17 protein-coding genes are annotated in these 18,054 nt (G+C 40.2%); 9 read left to right on the top strand and 8 right to left on the bottom strand.

The genetic code is table 11. The features are described from left to right. Positions 1-230 precede the first annotated feature (230 nt). From nagA to R4Z09_RS26795, 4 genes are all read left to right on the top strand, one after another. A complete protein-coding gene (gene nagA / locus R4Z09_RS26810; protein ID WP_338449720.1) occupies positions 231-1,430 on the top strand; it encodes an N-acetylglucosamine-6-phosphate deacetylase in 1,200 nt (399 codons plus the stop codon). Then, complete coding sequence (gene nagB, locus R4Z09_RS26805; RefSeq protein ID WP_338449719.1) at positions 1,427-2,158, top strand: glucosamine-6-phosphate deaminase; 732 nt, start codon at positions 1,427-1,429, stop codon at positions 2,156-2,158. The genes nagA and nagB overlap by 4 nt, the downstream gene beginning before the upstream one ends. A gap of 82 nt (positions 2,159-2,240) precedes the next feature. After that, positions 2,241-2,972, top strand: coding sequence for a GntR family transcriptional regulator (locus tag R4Z09_RS26800; protein ID WP_338449718.1), 732 nt, complete (start codon positions 2,241-2,243; stop codon positions 2,970-2,972). Between the two features lie 18 nt (positions 2,973-2,990). Then, entirely contained in the window at positions 2,991-3,716 is a 726-nt protein-coding gene (locus R4Z09_RS26795) for an SIS domain-containing protein (RefSeq protein ID WP_338449717.1), read from the top strand. Positions 3,717-3,798: 82 nt separating this feature from the next. Here R4Z09_RS26795 and R4Z09_RS26790 read toward each other — a convergent pair whose 3' ends face one another. The 4 genes from R4Z09_RS26790 to R4Z09_RS26775 all read right to left on the bottom strand — a co-directional run bounded on the left by R4Z09_RS26790 (position 3,799) and on the right by R4Z09_RS26775 (position 7,046). Then, entirely contained in the window at positions 3,799-5,199 is a 1,401-nt protein-coding gene (locus tag R4Z09_RS26790) for a nucleoside recognition domain-containing protein (protein WP_338449716.1), read from the bottom strand. Positions 5,200-5,202: 3 nt separating this feature from the next. Then, the gene (locus R4Z09_RS26785; protein WP_338449715.1) at positions 5,203-5,889 is read right to left on the bottom strand and encodes a FeoB small GTPase domain-containing protein; all 687 of its coding nucleotides are present in this window, start codon (positions 5,887-5,889) and stop codon (positions 5,203-5,205) included. Continuing rightward, complete coding sequence (locus R4Z09_RS26780) at positions 5,886-6,134, bottom strand: FeoA family protein (protein ID WP_338449714.1); 249 nt, start codon at positions 6,132-6,134, stop codon at positions 5,886-5,888. Before R4Z09_RS26780 ends, R4Z09_RS26785 begins: the two co-directional genes overlap by 4 nt. Positions 6,135-6,317: 183 nt before the next feature. Beyond that, entirely contained in the window at positions 6,318-7,046 is a 729-nt protein-coding gene (locus tag R4Z09_RS26775; protein ID WP_338449713.1) for a polysaccharide deacetylase family protein, read from the bottom strand. A gap of 389 nt (positions 7,047-7,435) precedes the next feature. Here R4Z09_RS26775 and tatA point away from each other — a divergent pair, with 389 nt between their 5' ends. Both tatA and tatC read left to right on the top strand, forming a co-directional pair. Then, complete coding sequence (tatA, locus tag R4Z09_RS26770; protein ID WP_338449712.1) at positions 7,436-7,627, top strand: twin-arginine translocase TatA/TatE family subunit; 192 nt, start codon at positions 7,436-7,438, stop codon at positions 7,625-7,627. A gap of 176 nt (positions 7,628-7,803) precedes the next feature. Continuing rightward, positions 7,804-8,547 (top strand): twin-arginine translocase subunit TatC, encoded by a 744-nt coding sequence (gene tatC / locus R4Z09_RS26765; RefSeq protein WP_338453364.1) that lies wholly within the window; start codon positions 7,804-7,806, stop codon positions 8,545-8,547. A 647-nt stretch (positions 8,548-9,194) separates the two neighbouring features. Here tatC and R4Z09_RS26760 read toward each other — a convergent pair. The 3 genes from R4Z09_RS26760 to efeO all read right to left on the bottom strand — a co-directional run bounded on the left by R4Z09_RS26760 (position 9,195) and on the right by efeO (position 13,209). Beyond that, a complete protein-coding gene (locus R4Z09_RS26760; RefSeq protein ID WP_338449711.1) occupies positions 9,195-10,940 on the bottom strand; it encodes an FTR1 family protein in 1,746 nt (581 codons plus the stop codon). A 139-nt stretch (positions 10,941-11,079) separates the two neighbouring features. Then, the gene (gene efeB / locus R4Z09_RS26755; RefSeq protein WP_338449710.1) at positions 11,080-12,363 is read right to left on the bottom strand and encodes an iron uptake transporter deferrochelatase/peroxidase subunit; all 1,284 of its coding nucleotides are present in this window, start codon (positions 12,361-12,363) and stop codon (positions 11,080-11,082) included. Further along, positions 12,364-13,209, bottom strand: coding sequence for an iron uptake system protein EfeO (gene efeO, locus R4Z09_RS26750; RefSeq protein WP_338449709.1), 846 nt, complete (start codon positions 13,207-13,209; stop codon positions 12,364-12,366). A 357-nt stretch (positions 13,210-13,566) separates the two neighbouring features. Between efeO and R4Z09_RS26745 the strand changes: the two genes are divergently transcribed. Continuing rightward, complete coding sequence (locus R4Z09_RS26745) at positions 13,567-14,040, top strand: DoxX family protein (protein ID WP_422392320.1); 474 nt, start codon at positions 13,567-13,569, stop codon at positions 14,038-14,040. Positions 14,041-14,161: 121 nt separating this feature from the next. Here the strand turns inward: R4Z09_RS26745 and R4Z09_RS26740 are convergent, their stop codons facing one another. Continuing rightward, positions 14,162-14,398 carry a hypothetical protein gene (locus R4Z09_RS26740; RefSeq protein WP_338449707.1) on the bottom strand — a complete coding sequence of 79 codons (237 nt, stop codon included), beginning with the start codon at positions 14,396-14,398 and terminating at the stop codon, positions 14,162-14,164. Positions 14,399-14,870: 472 nt separating this feature from the next. Here R4Z09_RS26740 and R4Z09_RS26735 point away from each other — a divergent pair, with 472 nt between their 5' ends. Together R4Z09_RS26735 and R4Z09_RS26730 are read left to right on the top strand one after the other, a co-directional pair. Beyond that, the gene (locus tag R4Z09_RS26735) at positions 14,871-16,223 is read left to right on the top strand and encodes a hypothetical protein (RefSeq protein ID WP_338449706.1); all 1,353 of its coding nucleotides are present in this window, start codon (positions 14,871-14,873) and stop codon (positions 16,221-16,223) included. 118 nt (positions 16,224-16,341) lie between these two features. Next, the gene (locus tag R4Z09_RS26730; RefSeq protein ID WP_338449705.1) at positions 16,342-18,021 is read left to right on the top strand and encodes a hypothetical protein; all 1,680 of its coding nucleotides are present in this window, start codon (positions 16,342-16,344) and stop codon (positions 18,019-18,021) included. The last annotated feature ends 33 nt before the right edge of the window (positions 18,022-18,054 follow it).

Genomic DNA, 18,054 nt, shown 5'->3' with positions numbered 1-18,054 from the left:
CTGACCAAGTTTAACAGAGCCAAATTTAAAAACAGCATATCACTCAATTGTTATAGTTGTCTATACCACCTTACATAAAATAATAAAGAGAAAATTACTTACGGCCTTTAATAACAGTGAGTTTTAAATGAAAATAGGTGTTTGTTTGATTTGTTTAGAAATAATTGGTCTAGACAACTATATTTTAATCGTGCTAAGATTGGGTCGAAATTAGAAAGGATGGGTTTGCAATGGAACACAAGGTTAAACCTATTTTGTTAAAAGGAATGCAAATATATGCTGAAGATCAACAGATTGAATCTGGATATATTATTTTAAAGGACCAAAAAATCGTGGAGTACGGTCCAATAGAAAAGATAAGTTCAGCTGCGGAATATTGGGTGATTGATGTCCCCGCTGGCTATAAAGCAATTCCAGGGTTGATAGATGTCCATATTCATGGGGTGAATGGTGCAGATGTCATGGACGCAACCTTTGATGCATTAGAAACAATGACTACGGCACTGCCAAAAGAAGGCACAACTAGTTTTTTGGCTACAACAATCACACAGAGCAATACAGCCATTGAAAAAGCATTAATCAATGCGGGGAATTATATACATGAGCATCAGCAGCCAGGTAAGGCTGAAATCCTTGGAATTCATCTTGAAGGACCATTTGTAAACAAGGTAAGAGCAGGTGCACAGCCGGCCGATTTTATTGTCAATTCCAGTATAGATGATTTTAAAAAGTGGAATACATTAGCACAACAATCAATCAAGCTCGTCACTCTAGCTCCTGAATTACCGGGCGGATTAGAAATGGTGAAATTTTTAAAAGAAAACGGCATTATTGCCTCAATCGGACATTCTGATGCTACTTACGAAGAAGTGACCCAAGCAATCAAGGCAGGTGCTAATCATGTAACACATCTTTTTAATCAAATGCGAGGACTGCATCATCGTGAACCAGGCGTGGTGGGTGCTGCCTTTTTACATGATGAACTAAAAGCGGAAATGATTGTTGATGGTGTACATGTTCGACCTGAAATGGTGAAGCTGGCTTTTCAACAAAAAGGAAAAACAGGATTAATTCTCATCACTGATGCGATGAGAGCAAAATGCTTGAAAAATGGGATTTACGATCTTGGCGGGCAGCCAGTAACGGTAAAGGATGGAAAAGCTCTACTGCAGGATGGAACACTTGCGGGCAGCATTCTAAAACTAGGGCATGCCCTGAAAAATATGCTGGAATTCTCAGGCTGCTCTCTCGAAGATACGATTGAAATGGCTTCAACCAACCCAGCAAAACAATTAAATATCATCGATTGCAAAGGAAGTATTGCACCAGGAAAAGATGCAGACATTGTCATCTTGGACGAAAATCTTGAAGTTGCGATGACTTTTTGCCGCGGAGAACGTGCTTTTATAAGAGGAGGAGAAACAAAATGAAAATCATTAGAGTAAATGATTATACAGAAATGAGCATCAAAGCTGCTGAATTTATGATCGAAAAAATCCGACGCAGTCCAAACATAAATCTTGGATTAGCAACAGGCGGAACTCCTGTTGGATTATATGAACACTTAGTGAAGGATCATAAAAAAAATAACACATCTTACCGCAATGTCACAACGTTTAATTTAGATGAATATATCGGTCTATCTGGTGAAGATCCAAATAGCTATCGTTATTTCATGGATCAGCATTTATTTAATCATATTGATATTCAAAAATCGAATACGTGTGTTCCTCTAGGGAATGCAAAGAATCCTCAGCAATACTGTGTGGATTATGAAAAGCTTCTGACAGTACATGGAGGTATAGATATTCAAATCCTTGGTATTGGCAGCAACGGACATATTGGGTTTAATGAACCAGGTACTTCTTTTTTATCTGAAACCCATATTGTCGAATTAGCGGCTTCCACACGTGAAGCGAATGCAAGGTTTTTCAACAGCCTGAATGAGGTACCAACCCATGCGATTACAATGGGAATTGCAAGTATTATGAGAAGCAAAGAAATACTATTGCTTATTTCCGGAGAAAGCAAAAGAGACGCGTTAGCTCAGCTTTTACAAGGAGAGGTAAACGAAAACTTCCCTGCGTCTATTTTAAGAACACATCCTTGTGTTACAATTATCGCAGACATGGCTGCAATTGGAAAAATAGCTGTTTAATTTCATTTAAAGCGTTACAGTTTTCCTGCTGTCAGTCCGGTCGAATAGCAGTCGTTTAGAAAAAACAAAGGTGAATATAAACATGATAAAAAAAAATTCCCCTATTCCTATTTATTATCAATTAGTAGAACTCATTCAAGAAGAAATTGAAAATGGGAATCTAAAGCCGGGAGATGCACTCCCTTCTGAAAGAGAATTTTCTGAAAAATTCCAAATCAGCAGAATGACGGTGAGACAAGCCTTGACTTTACTTGAGAATAACGGACAACTTTATCGGATACAAGGAAAAGGCACCTTTGTTTCTGAACAGAAAATCGAACAGCACCTACTTGGTTTAACAAGCTTTACAGAGGACATGACTGCTAGGGGGTTGAAGCCGAGCAGTCACTTGCTGCATTTCGAAATCATCCCGGCAGGTTTGCAGGTTGCAAATCAATTACAGATTAAAGAATATGACCCTGTCTATGAAATCAAAAGAATTCGCTTAGCCGATGACGTGCCGATGGCTTTAGAGACGAATTATATTTCCGCTAACCTTATAAAGGGTCTTACGGAACAAATTATCAATCAATCCATCTATGCTTATATGGAAGAACAATTAGGCCTAATTATTGAGAATGCTACACAAACGATCGAATCTTCCATTGCGGAGGAAAAGGAAGCAGATTTCTTAAAAATAAAGTCTGGTGCTCCTGTCATGCTGATTCAACGAAACACTTTCCTTCAGGATGGAACACCTGTTGAATTGGTAAAATCAATCTATCGTGCAGACCGTTATAAGTTTACGATTCAAATGCGACGAAAAAATGGATGAAGGTAGGAGTTGCTCATCATGTTCAGTCAATATTTTGGTAAGCTAAAGGATTTAATGGATCTTGTTGAAAAAACGGAGACAGATAACATAAAAACGGCAGCAAAGCAGGTAGCCAATTGCATTCAACAGGATGGTATCATCCACGTGTTTGGCTGCGGTCATTCGCATATGATCGGGGAAGAGTTATTTTATCGTGCTGGCGGTCTTGCATCGATAAGTCCTATCCTAATGGAAGAGGTTATGCTTCATAAGGGAGCTGTCCGCTCGTCCGAGCTGGAAAAAATGAATGGTTATGCTGAGCAATTTATGCAGGAAGTGACCATTTCTCCAAACGATGTGGTAATGGTCATTTCGACCTCTGGAAAAAATCCCGTTCCGATTGATGTTGCTGCAATTGCTAAGCAAAAAGGTGCTTTTGTGATTGCCATCACGTCCCATCAATATGCCAAAACTCAACCTTCCCGTCATCAGGAAGGGTTATTTTTACGTGAAGCAGCCGATCTTTCTATCGATAATCATATTTCAGTTGGAGATACATTAATGAGACATGGGGATTTATCCTTTGGCTCAGGCTCTACGATCATAAGCATGTCCATCGCAAATGCGATCATCATTGAAGCGGTAGATACGATGCTCCAAGAAAACATCCAGCCCCCCATCTTCAAAAGCGGCAACATTGAAGGATCCGAACAACACAACAAAGAAATCGTCAATCAATATAAGAACAGAATCCCTCTGCTTTGAAGCGAAAAACCGTCCCTTATCGAAGAGACGGTTCTTTTACAAAAAGAAGCAAAACCTATTTAACTATTTTAGCAAAGTCTGTTTAAACCCATCCCATGAGCCGGACTAGCTGGGCAATGACAAACGTTACTATAAAGGCGATGCTTGTTGGAATCATGAAGGACCAAAATGTCCATTTGAGGCTTTTTGTTTCTTTATAAATATTTACTAATGTTGTTCCGCATGGGAAATGCAGCAATGAAAACAGCATCATGTTAAGGGCGGTTAACCAAGTCCAGCCGTGATCAAGGAAGATTTGCTTGAGATCACTAATTCCGTCCACATCAATTAAAGCACCGGTTGACAAATAACCCATTAGCAGGATTGGGAGGACGATTTCATTTGCCGGAAGACCGATGAGAAAAGCCATCAGGATAAAGCCGTCTAGACCGATTGCCTGCCCCAGTGGGTCTAAGAAATTCACAATATGCAACAGGATACTGATGTCTCCTACTTGAATATTGGCTAAAACCCAAGTCAGAATCCCTGCCGGAGCTGCGACTTTAACAGCACGATTTAGGACTGATAAGGATTTATTTAAGGAAGATCGGATCACTGTATCGAAAAATTTTGGTTTCCGGTACGGAGGCAGCTCGAGCGTATAATGTGTTGGGACCCCTCTAAGGGCTGTTTTTGAAAGAGCCCAGGAAACGACAAACGTGGTGATGATACCGATCAAAACAATTCCCACGACGACTGATGTGGTTACAAAAGACTTCATTCCCCCGGTAAAACCCGAGGCCATAAACAGAGAAGCAAGGACAATGAGTGTTCCCCAACGCCCATTACATGGGACAAAGTTATTGGTGAGAATCGCCAGCATTCGTTCGCGGGGAGACTCGATAATTCGTGAGGACATCACTGCCGCTGCATTACAGCCAAATCCCATTGCCATCGTTAATGATTGCTTCCCATGTGCACCAACCGTTTTAAACAGGCGATCCATATTAAAAGCTACTCGAGGTAAATATCCGTAATTTTCCAGAAGCGCGAAGGTAGGAAAAAAGATCGCCATTGGAGGGAGCATCACACTAATTACCCAGCCAGTTCCTCGAAACAGTCCTAAAACAAGAACTCCATGAAGCCAATCAGGCGCATGTAAGGCAGTAAACATGAGAGTTAAATATCCCTCGATCCAGCTGAAGAACTCTGCAAGCATGGATGAAGGGACATTTGCCCCAGCAATAGTAAGGTAAAATACAACACCCAGCATGAGCAGCATGATTGGAAATCCCCAGATAAGGGATGTGAAGACCGCATCTAATTTTTCCGTTTTTTGATCGTATGCTGTTTTTGTAAAAATGACGCCTTCTTTCACTAGGTCAGTGCTTTTTTGATAAAGCTGCTCGACAATTTGATCTCGAATACTTGAGGAAGAAAGCTGTTCAGCCTGCTTTAAAAGTACCTGCAGTCCCGTTTGTTTTGATTCCGATTGAAGCTCCATTCCTCACACCTCCGTTATGGTTATTCTGTTTTCAATTTGTTGTAAAAGATGTTTATCCCCATCCAAAAGCCGCAGTGCCAGCCATCTTACGGGAAATTCCTCTCCGGCAAGCTTTTTTACGACCGGTAAAAGAAGACTGATTTTTTGTTCCGTTTCTTCATTGTAGGTCATTTGAAAAGGAGTACATTGGATCGCGCCAGTTACAACTCGGTCAATCGTATCAAGCAGCATGGGAATCCCTGTTTTATTTCGAGCCGAAATCTTAATGACTGGAACTCCTAGACGTCTCATCAGCAATTTATCATTAATTTTGATTCCTAACTTTTCAGCTTCATCAATCAGGTTAATACAAATGATGAGGCGATCGGTCATTTCCATCACCTGTAAGGCTAAGTTTAAATTCCTTTGCAGGGCAGTGGCATCCAAAACGACCAATGTCACATCGGGTTTTTCAAAGATAATGTAATCACGCGCAATTTCTTCGTCCTTTGAATTGGAAAATAAAGAATAAGTTCCTGGCAGATCAATCATTTCAAATTGCTTATTTTTAAAAGAAAAGCTTCCCGTTTTCAAATCAACTGTTTTCCCGGCCCAATTTCCAGTATGCTGTTTTAAACCTGTTAGCAGGTTAAATATTGTGCTTTTGCCCGTATTAGGGTTACCTGCAAGTGCAATACGGAAGGTAGTCATGGCTCAATCAACTCGCCTTCAATTTTTATACTTTCTTCCTTTCGTAAAGCAATGGACGTTTGGCTTACCCGATAGGCCACAGGGTCACCCAAAGGGCTTTTCTTCAGAACCTCGACTATTGCCCCGGGAATAAAGCCTAAATCAAGAAGCCTTCTTCGCATAACTCCTTCAATCTCCATATGTGTGATCCGAATAAAATCACCAATCTTCCCTTCAAACAAGTTCAATTTATTTGAATTAGCCATCACTTTTTCCCCTCATCTCACTTTTTGCCTTAATACAACTTTTGGAGATATAATATGAACATATATTCATATTGATTACATGATTTAGAAAAAAATATATATGGATTAGCTAGAAAAAGCGGAGGGACGGTTCTTTTGCTTCCAAAAGGCAAAATGGAAGCAAAAGAACCGTCCCTGCGTTTCCTACTCCACAATCTTGGCAAATTCTTCAATGGTTGTTGAGTATTTGACATAGGTTCGTGGCAGGAGGTAGAGTTCGTTTTTCATGTTTTGTTCTTTGTATGGACCGGGTGTTGTGGTAAGTCCGAATTGATAGTATTTCTTTGCTTCTTCCACTACAGTGGAATTGAAACTACCATACGGATATGCCAGGGCGATTACTGGTTTGCCGGTTATGTTTTCAATTTCTTCTTTTGATTCGCCGAGTTCAAATTCCAGTTTCTCTCTTTTCGTCAAATCCGGATGTGTAGCCGTATGGGATTGAATGGAGATGAGTCCCGATTCCGTTAGCATTTTTATATCCGCGGATGTTAATCGCCCGATTCCGCCAATGAATTCCGAAATTACAAAGATGGTAGCTGCTGGTTTAAACTTTCGCGTTTGCAGCTTTTTTAAAATTTGAAAGGCATTTAAATTATCCTTATATCCATCATCAAAGGTAATAAAGATGGGTTTATTCACTTTATTTCGATCTATCCATTGTTCAAAGGTTAATAATGTGTAACCATGATCACGCAAATACTTCATCTGCTCCTCAAAATTCTTTGGTGTTACATATAATTCCTTCTGCCCGGTTCCATTGTATTCATCAATCCAATGATAAACGAGAATCGGGATCCCGCGTTCTGCATATGCCTGTGTTGGAATAGACAAAATTACTGTTAAAAGTAAAAAAATCAATGCTTTCTTCATAAACGCCCCACTTTTCATCAGTTTTTGCTTATTATTCCGCAATATGGTAGAAAATATGAAGCGAAGGGACGGTTCTTTTGCTTCCTAAAACTCATTCGACCCAAAGCGGGAGTGTATCTTACACTTTTTCTTTTAGAATCTAAAAAAGTGGTGCCTTTTCAGCAAAACACGGAACTTATTTTATTCTCGATATAAACAGAAAAAGAAGCAGAAGAACCGTCCCTCTGCTTTAATATATTTTCGTTTTGTAAAGAGGAATAATTGATTGGGAGTATTTACATTAAGGGTTTGTGAAGTTTTCATTAAGACTTTAAGTAATTTTAGCTATTTGTAATTTGGTGTATTATAATAGTTTTAAATTAAAAAAGAATAATAGGGAGATGCACACAATGCTAACAAATATTGGTGTACCGGGGTTAATCCTTATCATCGTATTGGCACTTATCATATTTGGACCAAAGAAGCTGCCTGAACTTGGCCGTGCGGTTGGACAAACATTAGGTGAATTTAAGAAATCTACTCGTGAGCTGACACGCGACGTAGTGGATGAAATCGATGATGCAAAAAAAGCGACTAAATAATATTGAAAACCACCAGGTGTAAGGGATCTTACACCTTTTTTAAAATAGCTGGTTACACGAAGGACTTTTGAATGGCTTTGGCTTTTACTTTTACTAACTTTTAAGATTTGAAGGGGCTTGCTTATAGTATGCCAAAGGCCATTTCTACTAAATCAATGAACAATTGGGGATGTATGATGAAAGAGAAAGAGTTAAATGTAATTGATCACCTTGATGAATTAAGATCGAGGCTTATTAAAATAGTTGCTGCTTTTATTATTATGTTTGTTGTTGGATTTATTTACGTGGAAGACGTCTATCAATGGATGACCAATGATCTGGATGTCAAACTGATTGTGCTGGGACCGAGTGATATTCTTTGGGTCTATTTCATGATTGCCACTGTCGTCGCAATTGCTGGCACCATTCCGGTTTTGGCTTATCAAATATGGGCGTTTATTAAACCCGCCCTTAAACCAAATGAAGTCAAAGTCACGCTGGCCTACATTCCAGCCCTCTTTATTCTGTTTCTCATCGGGCTGTGTTTTGGATATTTTGTCATTTTTCCAACAGTAATGAACTTTCTAATTGAACTTGGCGGCAGTATGATGGTGACCAATTTTACCGCGGAAAAATATTTCCGATTTATCATGACAACGACCATCCCATTCGGAGTACTGTTTGAATTGCCGGTTGTACTCATGTTTCTAACTTCCTTGGGTATCGTCAATCCATATGTCCTTCAAAAAATCAGGAAATATGCTTATTTCCTATTGATCATCATCGCCATAGTTATTTCACCACCGGATTTCATGTCAGATTTCCTTGTGGCAGTCCCACTGCTATTTCTCTATGAAATCAGCGTGAACCTATCAAAGGTTGTCTATAAACGCAAACTTAAAAAACAAAAAGAATGGGAAGCTGAATTAGGAGAAGCATAGACACTAGTCTCATGCTTCTTTTTTCGTTCAAGCAGAAATTTACCTTTTAGGTGCAGAGGAAGGTTCTGTGTTAGATGGGTTAAATAGACTTAGTAGAACCGTGCCCGCCGCGCATTCTTCATTTTATTTTCTCAATTAGCAGGAATTTAGAACTGTTTGCAGAATATGAAAATAGGACTGAGAAACTATATGAATATACTTATTGACTATAGAAATAGATAATAAATATAAACAGCTAATGACTACTAATTGTTTTATCCTAATAATAAATCTAGCAATGACCAGCAAAAAGGAAGCAAGAGAACGACCCTTTGCTTCCCTTGGAAAGAGGAGAGTCTATGAGGAATGTGAAGGATACTTTTCGGTCTTCTAAGGATACTTTATTGAAAGTGAACAGTACCAAGTTTTTTAGCAATATCCCTATAAGACAGGATTCCTTTTTCATATTCTTTTACTGCCCATAAATTATCTTCAAATGTAAATTTAGCCATATAAAAACTGCACCTAAATTGTTAGTTTTGTGTCTAACAATTTAGGTGCAGTTCAATTGTGGCGAGTTTTTTTTTTTGACAAAACAGAAGGTGTAGCTTTACCATCTCGAAGTAAGAAAAAATCCCTTTATTACTGCGAACATATCTGAATCGGAGTCATGCTGCTGCAGCCGCGTTATTTCTCTTCTTTACCCAAACGGTAGTCAACAAAATCAGTGCTACAAACACAATCTGCGGCAATGTGGTTTCAAGTGTTGGATACAGGCCGATCCATTCAATAAACGGTGATCCAATGGAATGGGTTGGTAGTACCTGTGAAACCTGCAGCGCATGGATGCTGACACCTAAAATTTTAAATGCCAAAACGTAGATCATGACTGTTGCAATTTTAAAGAAAAGGGTAATTGGCAGTTTCACGCTGTAGCGAATTAGAATAAATCCAATGACGATTAAAATCGCCAGAGCAATACCAATTCCGCTTACCATTTGCTTCAAGCTCATATACGGGGCCATGCCTGAATAGAAAATGATCGTTTCGGCACCTTCACGGAAAATCGAGAAGAAGCTAATCAAGGCAAAGGAAAACAGTCGTCCTGTGGCAATCGCTTGATACATTTGGCTGCCGATATATTGATTCCAGGCATGAATATTGGATTTACTATGCAGCCATGCTCCAACGGTCAGCATCATCACGACCGCTACGATTCCAATGATACCTTCTATATATTCCCGACTGGAAGCAGCGGTTAATTGTGAAAAGACCATGTTTATGATAAAAGATAAAACTACACTTGCAGCTAATCCGACGCCAACGCCGATCCAAATCCATTTTTGCTTATCGTGTTGGTTAACCTTTTTTAAAAAGGACAACAAGGTTACAACAATCAACAGGGCTTCCAAGCCTTCACGTAATAGAATTAAGGCAGCATCCCAAGTCGAGTAGCTGGTATCATTTGTTAGAGGCAGGAGCCTCTCGTTTAAGTCATTGAGGATTGACTTTGCCGCGTCGACCTGCACCTTTTTCGAACTTAACAAGCTGATCGCCTCAGGGACCTTCGTCTCCATATCACTGTACAGCTTGCTGTCTCTAGTTGATACATCGCCTTCGACCATCGGCCAAATGGTTAATATGTCATTTAATTGAGTAACCGCAGAATCTAGCTGGTTTGCCTCAATAGCTTCAATGCTTTCTTCTAAAAGGTGTGTAATATCTGTCAATGAATATTCAGCAGCGTTGTCGGCTTTTTTCACATTTCCTGCGATCACATTCTCAATGGAAGCCTGGAGTGCATCAAGGTTTGACTGAGCGCTTTCTTGATCCAACGGCTCATTTGTCACCGCGATGCGGATAAAGGCTTGGTACTTTTCAATTTCGCCGTAGGAAACAACGCTTTCTCCTCTAACGAATGTTTCAGCTTCTGCCCATTTATTCAACAACTCGTTATATTGGCTTTTTGCCTTCTGAGTATCACCTTGAGAAACTGTAGCTTTCATTTCATCGATCAGCGGCAGTAGTTCCTGCAGCTTTTGTTTATCCTTGCCTTTGTTTACAGGATTTTGCGCTTTATCAAAGGCGACGAGGGAGCTAGAAAGGGAAGAGAGCTCTTCTCTAATCTCATCCATTCCCGCATCTTTTTGTAAAGCACTCTTTACTTGTAAAAGATGTTCGTCCACCCCTTTGGCCTGCTCACTATCATTCTTAAGAGCATTCCATTCTGATTCAAATCCGGCCATATTTTCAACAATCGCTTCCTGATCTCCGCTTTTCGCCTTCATTAAACTATCGCCGATATAAACAAATAAACTGTCATAGTTTTTCTCAGCAGCAAACGATGCAGGCGTTAAACAAAGGAACACTATCAAACAGGCCGTCAGCATACCCAGCATTTTTTTATAGATCATATATGTTTTTCTCCTTTAACAAAGATGAAGCAGGGGGACGGTTCTCCTGCTTCGAGTTACGTTGGAAGCAAAAGAACCGTCCCCTTGCTTCTCTAGTACGTTACGTGAATTTGGAAGCAAAAGAACCGTCCCTCTGCTTCTATGAAAATAGTGTTTCACCGATGTAGCCGCCTTGTTTTGTTCCTGGAAGGCAGGCGAAGAGGGCGCTGCCGCGGTGGATGATGTATTCGTTTAGTTTGTCGTTCTGGGCGAGTCGGGTTTGGATTGGGATGAATTGTTTGCTTGGTTTGCGCTGAAAGCAGATGAACAAGAGTCCAGCGTCAAAGCTGCCTGTTTGTGGATCCAATCCGGCCTCATAGGAATAGGCCCGGCGTAAAATATGCTGGGAGCCGTCGCCGCGAGACAAGGCCATGTGAGAATCCTTTGGTATGATCGGCTGTCCATTCTCATCCTTCGCCTTAAGGTCAGCGGTGTCACGCTCATGCTTCATCCCGATTGGTGCTCCAGAATCGCGGTGACGGCCAAACGTTTTCTCCTGCTCACTCAGTGTCGTCCGGTCCCACACCTCGATATACATTTGAATCCTGCGAACCACCATATAGCTTCCGCCCGCAAGCCAGTCTGGACCGTCTCCGGGTTGAACCCAGACCTGCTGCTTCATCTCACTGTCTTTTTTTACATCCGGATTAATCGTTCCGTCTTTAAAACCAAATAAATTTCGCGGTGTTTCCTTTTTTGCATCCGCCTGCTTTGAGCGTTGGAAACCGGTTTGCGCCCAATGAATGACCGCTTTTCCCCGTGCAATCCTTACAAGGTTGCGCACGGCATGAAAGGCTACTTGAATGTCATCGGCACAGGCTTGGATACAGAGATCGCCGCCGCTCCAGGCATCCTCCAATGCATCGAGAGGGAATTTCGGCAGTTCTTGTAATTCAGCCGGCTGTTTTGACTGCAGGCCAAAGCGGTCTTTGCCGTCTTTTACAAAAAGGCTTGGTCCAACTCCGAAGGTAATGGTCAGGTTGGATGCAGAAAGCCCTGCCGCTTCGCCGGTATCCTTAGGAGGAATGTAGGTATTCGATGATGTTTCCTCCAGCGGTTCTCCTTTTGTCAATTTCTCTGCGGCGACTGTCCAGTCCTTAAATAATTGAATAAGCTCTTGTCTATCTTCCGTAGTGACGGTTAAGGAGGCAAAATAAAGATGATTTTGCACGTCCGTTGTGATTCCTGCCTGATGATTTCCGTAAAACGGAACACTGTCAATCGTTTGCTGTTCCTTTTCCGCAGCTTCAGTTAAGGATAGGAATCCGCCAAGCCCCGAGGCACCGACAAGTACCCCGAACCCGCTTGCGCCGGCTGTTTTAAGCATATTTCTTCTGGATACTTTTTTTGAAAAAATTGTTGTGTCCTTCTCTGTCTCTGCCAATTAAGACGCCTCCGTTACAATCCCAATTTGTGAAAGGGGTTCAGCCAATGCATCAATCGCCAGGCTTAAATCCTTCACTTCGGATTCCGTTAATTCGGTATATAGTTTATAGTTTTCGCCTTGTTTATGTTGATCGAGTAAGCTGTATACATCTGCAAACCGCTTTTCAATCTCGCTAGCTAGTGCTGCATCTTTTTCACTCAATGCCGGTGCCAGCAGCTGATAGATTTTCTCAGCACCTTGAACGTTTGCGGCAAAATCATATAAATCTGTGTGGGAGTAGCGATCTTCCTCACCGGTTACTTTTGAAGTAGAAACTTCGTTTAATAGATCAACAGCTCCAGTTACTAGCAGTTCTGGTGTCACGTCAACGGTCTCAACCTTGGCACGCAGCAATGTAACATCCTTCATAAGCTGCTCTGCATATTGTTCATAGCCTGCTGTTGTGTTTTCTACCCAAAGCCCTTTTTCAATCCGATGGTATCCTGTCCACTCCGCTTCCGGAACATCACCTTCACGTGCATCAATTTTTGGGTCAAGGTCTCCGAATACCTCAGCAATCGGTTCCGCACGTTCATAATGCATGCGTGAAGGACCATATAACTCCTTTGCTTGATCAATGTTTCCGGCAATAACTGCTTGTGTAAAAGCATCTGTTGCCTGAACAAATTGTTCAATTTCTCCTAAAGCATACTCTCTGTATTCAGCAGAAACATTATCTAACTCACTAGGAGCAGGTGTCGCAGCTTTCTCCTCAGGCTGTGTTGCCGTTTCTTCCTTTGGAGAGCAGCCAAATAATAGACCAGTAGATAAAAATGCACCAATTAACGCTTTCTTTTTATTCATATGTAAATCTCCTTTGTAATAATTTTCAGATTACTATTATAATAACAGACAATGATAATCATTATCAATAGGAAATATTATTCTAAAAATAATAATTTTGTAAAAATAGGGAATAGCAATCCTAGTCAATCTATTTTTTCTATTTGTAAGTCATGGCTGAATGATTTTCGAACGGGGAAGTGTACATATAAAAGAAATTCAATTAATATATCATCAAAATGAACTAGTCCTGAAAAATAGGCCAAAGTGCGGATTTGAATTCTGAATATTTGTTTATATCATTATTGAGAAAGATTATCATTATTGATTAAGGAGGTGAAAAAAGTGATTAGTAAAGTTTTACAAGGTAACTCTTATATGAGTTATTTATTAACAATCATCCGAGTATATCTTGGATGGAGCTGGCTGACAGCTGGCCTAGGGAAGATTACAGAAGGAAAATTTGATGCATCAGGATTTCTTCAGGGAGCCCTATCGAAAATTTCTGGCGACCATCCAGCGGTACCAGGATGGTGGGGATTTTTTATTGAAAATATTGCCTTACCAAATGTAGAACTATTTAATGTTTTAGTTCCATGGGGAGAGTTACTTGTAGGAATAGCTCTGTTGTTAGGAGTGTTCACTTCATTTGCAGCGTTGATGGGGGTCATGATGAACTTTTCTTATCTATTTTCTGGTACAACTAGCACCAATCCGCAAATGTTATTATTAGAGCTTATTATTTTAATTGCTGGTGCGAATGCAGCGAAAATTGGACTAGATTATTGGGTTATGCCGTTTATTAGGAAAAATGGATTTAATAAAGAATCTCAGGCCTTATCGGTTGAATGACTAATCAAGAGAAACCATAAGTGAAATGTACGAGAGTTAATAAATTACTAGATTCATTCCCGTAGCTAACGGAAGTAGATTTAAATAACTTACAAAAAAAGAAGCAGGAAACCCTCCTGCTTCATACCATATTCAAGCATGAATCTTCCCAATCAATGAGGTCATCATTATCAATGTTGTGGTTTATTGGTGTGTACATCTTTTCTTCTATTTCGGGTGATGGTGTGTGATAAGGCTCTAGCACAATCTCTCTTTCTGAGTTCCCAATTACAGCACTGATAAGGTCAAATACAAGTTTTGTATCCTTATCGTCTACAAGGTCTACAAGCATATGAAGATCTTCTTTGTGAATACCCATATTACCAACCCCTTGGAAATAGAATATATTACCACGTATCTATTATACATGATATCAAATACCCTGGTAAGTACTGGAAGAGGTGGAAAAAGTGACATATCCATTACATTTTCGAGCGAATATGATAGGGAGCAGAGGGACGGTTCTCATGCTTCCTATAAGCAATCAGGTTAATTAACTGTTAGTTTTGTAAAGGTATTCTAAATAACAGTTCAGGACTTGTAAAAAATATAAATAATTGTAAAAATAATCCAATTGAGAGAATTGGAGAATATTCTCTATTAAGTGAGGAAAATGTTCTTTTTAATGGAAAAGTGACAGAATTTACGATTTTCTAATCTTGTCTGCCGAATCGTATACTACACGTGGATAAGCAATTCCAAAAAAAAACGTGGAGGTATGATGGAGAATGAATAAAATGTTCAAGGATGTAAAAAACGTACTGAATATGAAAAAGATTGTAGGCACCACGTTGATCGCAGGAACCTTGTTTAGCACCACTTCAGCATTTGCCGCAGAGCAGGATTACACAAATATGACTTCTCAGGATCAGAACAGTACAGGAGTTTCTATTACACAAAACCATCAAAATGACGATGCTGGATCTATAGTGCAGGATGGAAGGGATAAAAAAGCGAAGCAAAAACAGCGTTTAGCTCTTTGGACTGAACAAACTCAATATACAAACGGCTACTTTCTTGGACAATCACAAACAGCCAACAGCTTTTCAAACCTCAACCAAAATGCTGATGGTAATGAAAATAGCCAAGAACAGACGACAGATGTTACCGAAACACAAAATCAAACTGGATCTGGTAACTTTATTTCTCAAACTCAGGATTCAGTAACCAATAGCAATCTATCACAAGACTCATCAGGCAATACAAGTTCTCAGTATCAAGATAATAACAATGAAATTGACCAAATAAAAGAAGCATACGGAAATGGAATCGGCCAATCACAAGACTCCAGCAATTCTAACAGCCAAACCCAAGACTTAACGGGAGAAGATAATCTGCAGGACCAACTAATTTACAATGACACGGACGAACAACAATCGGCAGATGGCCGCATCTTGTTTGGCGGTTTAATTGGCCAGACCCAAGAATCAGAACAGACAAATAACCAAACTCAAGTGACGGATGGAAATTCCAACTGGTCCTACCAGGATATTTACAATTACATTGGTCACAACCAGGATGCTTTTGGTTTATTAATTAATCAAGGACAGTATTCCAATGGTTATACACAACAATTATCAGAGGTTCTTGGCTTAAACAATGATGCAGACCAATATTCCTACCATTTCACAAATCAAGATCAAACAGCAGAAGCTATCGGAGCTTTTCAAGACCAGACTGCTTCAAACTCTGTTACTCAAGATACTTCTATAGATGGTGATGAAAACTATGTTATAAAGGATGTTGAAACAGATACAACGCAAACGCAGACTGGAAATACAGGCAGTGGACAAACGCAAAGCTCTGACAATACCGCTGACCAATCTGGTGTAGTCACTGGAGACAACATCAGCCTTGATCAAATCGTCTACGATGAAGCGAATCAATCACAGTCAGGAGAAGCTGCTTTACAGGACCAAACGTCTGTAAATACCAACACGCAGGAAGCGGTTATTTCCGGCGAGAATACATCAGCACTTCAAGATTCTACTAATTATTCAGAGCAGACTCAAACTGGTGAACTGGCAGGCCAAAGACAATTCTCTGATGTTGAGAGCAATCAATCCTCTACTTCAAATGGAAGAAATATTACCCAAAGCCAATCTTCCAACTCTACGATTGTACAAAGTCAAAATGCACGTTAATCGATTCCATCCATGACCCTTCAGCTCCATCTAGTTTTGCTGGATGGAGCTGTTTTAATTAATAGATAAGGCAATCAAGAAGGGACAATCCCATTATAGAAAAAGGAGAATAGGAACTGTGTTGAAGCGATTATTTATCACCATTTTGATGATACAGCTCCTGCTTTTTGGAAGTACATCAGCATGGGCTCATGCTGTAAGTGGAGCAGACAATTTTTTATCTGATGAAAATGTTGAAGAAATCCAGGAGAGTGAAATTGAGGTAGAGCAAAAACAGAGTGTTGACACAGATGGTACAGCAGACAGGATTGAACAAGAACAAGCTTTAAAGGTTGAAAAGTCTCAAGAGCAAACGACCCCGGAGATAGATAAGGCAGAAGCGGAAAGCGTTGAAGCGGAAAATCATGCTGATGTGAGTGATGAAATAGGGGATGAAGTTCAAACGGATGATCATATTGCTACTGATACCGAAGCTAAAACGGATAAAACCAATGCTGCTGAAGCCGAAGTACAAACGGATGAAAGTACTGCTTCCGAGGAAAAAATGAACGCAGACACCGCTAAAGGCAGTGATGCTGAAAATCAAGAAATGGAAATTGAAGACAAAGCTCAAACTGAAGAAAATAAAGAATCCTCAATCGGAACACAGGCGGATAACAACGCTAGTACGGAAGTCGTATCTCAAGAAGCTGACGATACTGGCTCCGCAGATCAGACTGAACCAAATAATGAACAGGAGTCTGAAGAATCATCTCAGGATCCTGTCTCAAATGAAAATACGGAATCAGAGGGGGAAGGGACAGAACCAAATGACATGCCTGCTTTGATTTTGGAAGATAATGATGTAGATGAAGGAAAAGGTCAGCCTGATAAAAAAGATAACCATTTACCCCATGCAAGCAACGCCTATAAGCAAGAACAGGCTATAGAGGTACTAGCGGAACAAAAGCAAACGGTTATAGAAGCAGATCAAGTGAAGGCCGAACAGGGGCAGGATATCGCGATAAACTATAATCAATCTTTAAAGGTAACGAAAAGGGATAAGCAAAGCCAAGAGACAACTGTCAGAACAGACCAAGAGCAATCTTTTGTAACGGAAAATCAAACAGACTATATGGAACAAATAACAGAAACTATGATTGATACAAAACAGAACGGAATGATTGATCAAGAAAAGCATGTGAATAGAGCGATACAGAATACAAACATTACTACTGCACAAAAACATACATCTGAGACATCGGGAAATGCCGTTATTCTGCAAGAACAAAGTGTTGAAGCAGCTGCCAAAACGAAGGATAGAAATAGGGAAAATGCCAGCATCCTAGCAAAGGCAGCGAATGGAGTAGAAATTATAAAAGATGCCACCCAGACTGCCGTGAAAATTGTTCAGTCGGTAATCATTAATGGTCAGGAAATTACAGCGTTCGAGCAGGAGTTTTCAGTTGGAACCGAACCTGTCGAACACACACAGGTTTTCACCCAAACATTTGCCTGGGGTACCCTCTCCGTATTAAACAAGGCGATTGTTTCCCTTACAGAGGATCAAGACTTAACATCTGTCCTTGAAAGCGTCATAAAGCTGGATTTTTTCCTGCCAGTGAAAAAACTTTTTGATAATCAGCAGGATACATCTGATGAAACTTGTCTAGATTCTGACGGTGACGGTCTGACAGACTGCGAAGAACGACAAATCGGTACAGACGCTTACAACCCTGACACAGACGGCGATGGCATATCCGATTACTTAGAGGTAAAAGTATATAAAACAAATCCATTAAAAGCAGAGCAGCGGTAGTTCGCCGCATCTGCTTTTTTGCTGCATTAAAAC

Origin of the sequence: Niallia oryzisoli (assembly GCF_036670025.1) — a bacterium.
Classification (GTDB): domain Bacteria; phylum Bacillota; class Bacilli; order Bacillales; family Cytobacillaceae; genus Bacillus_BD; species Bacillus_BD oryzisoli.
This window is presented reverse-complemented; position numbering and strand designations above follow the sequence as displayed.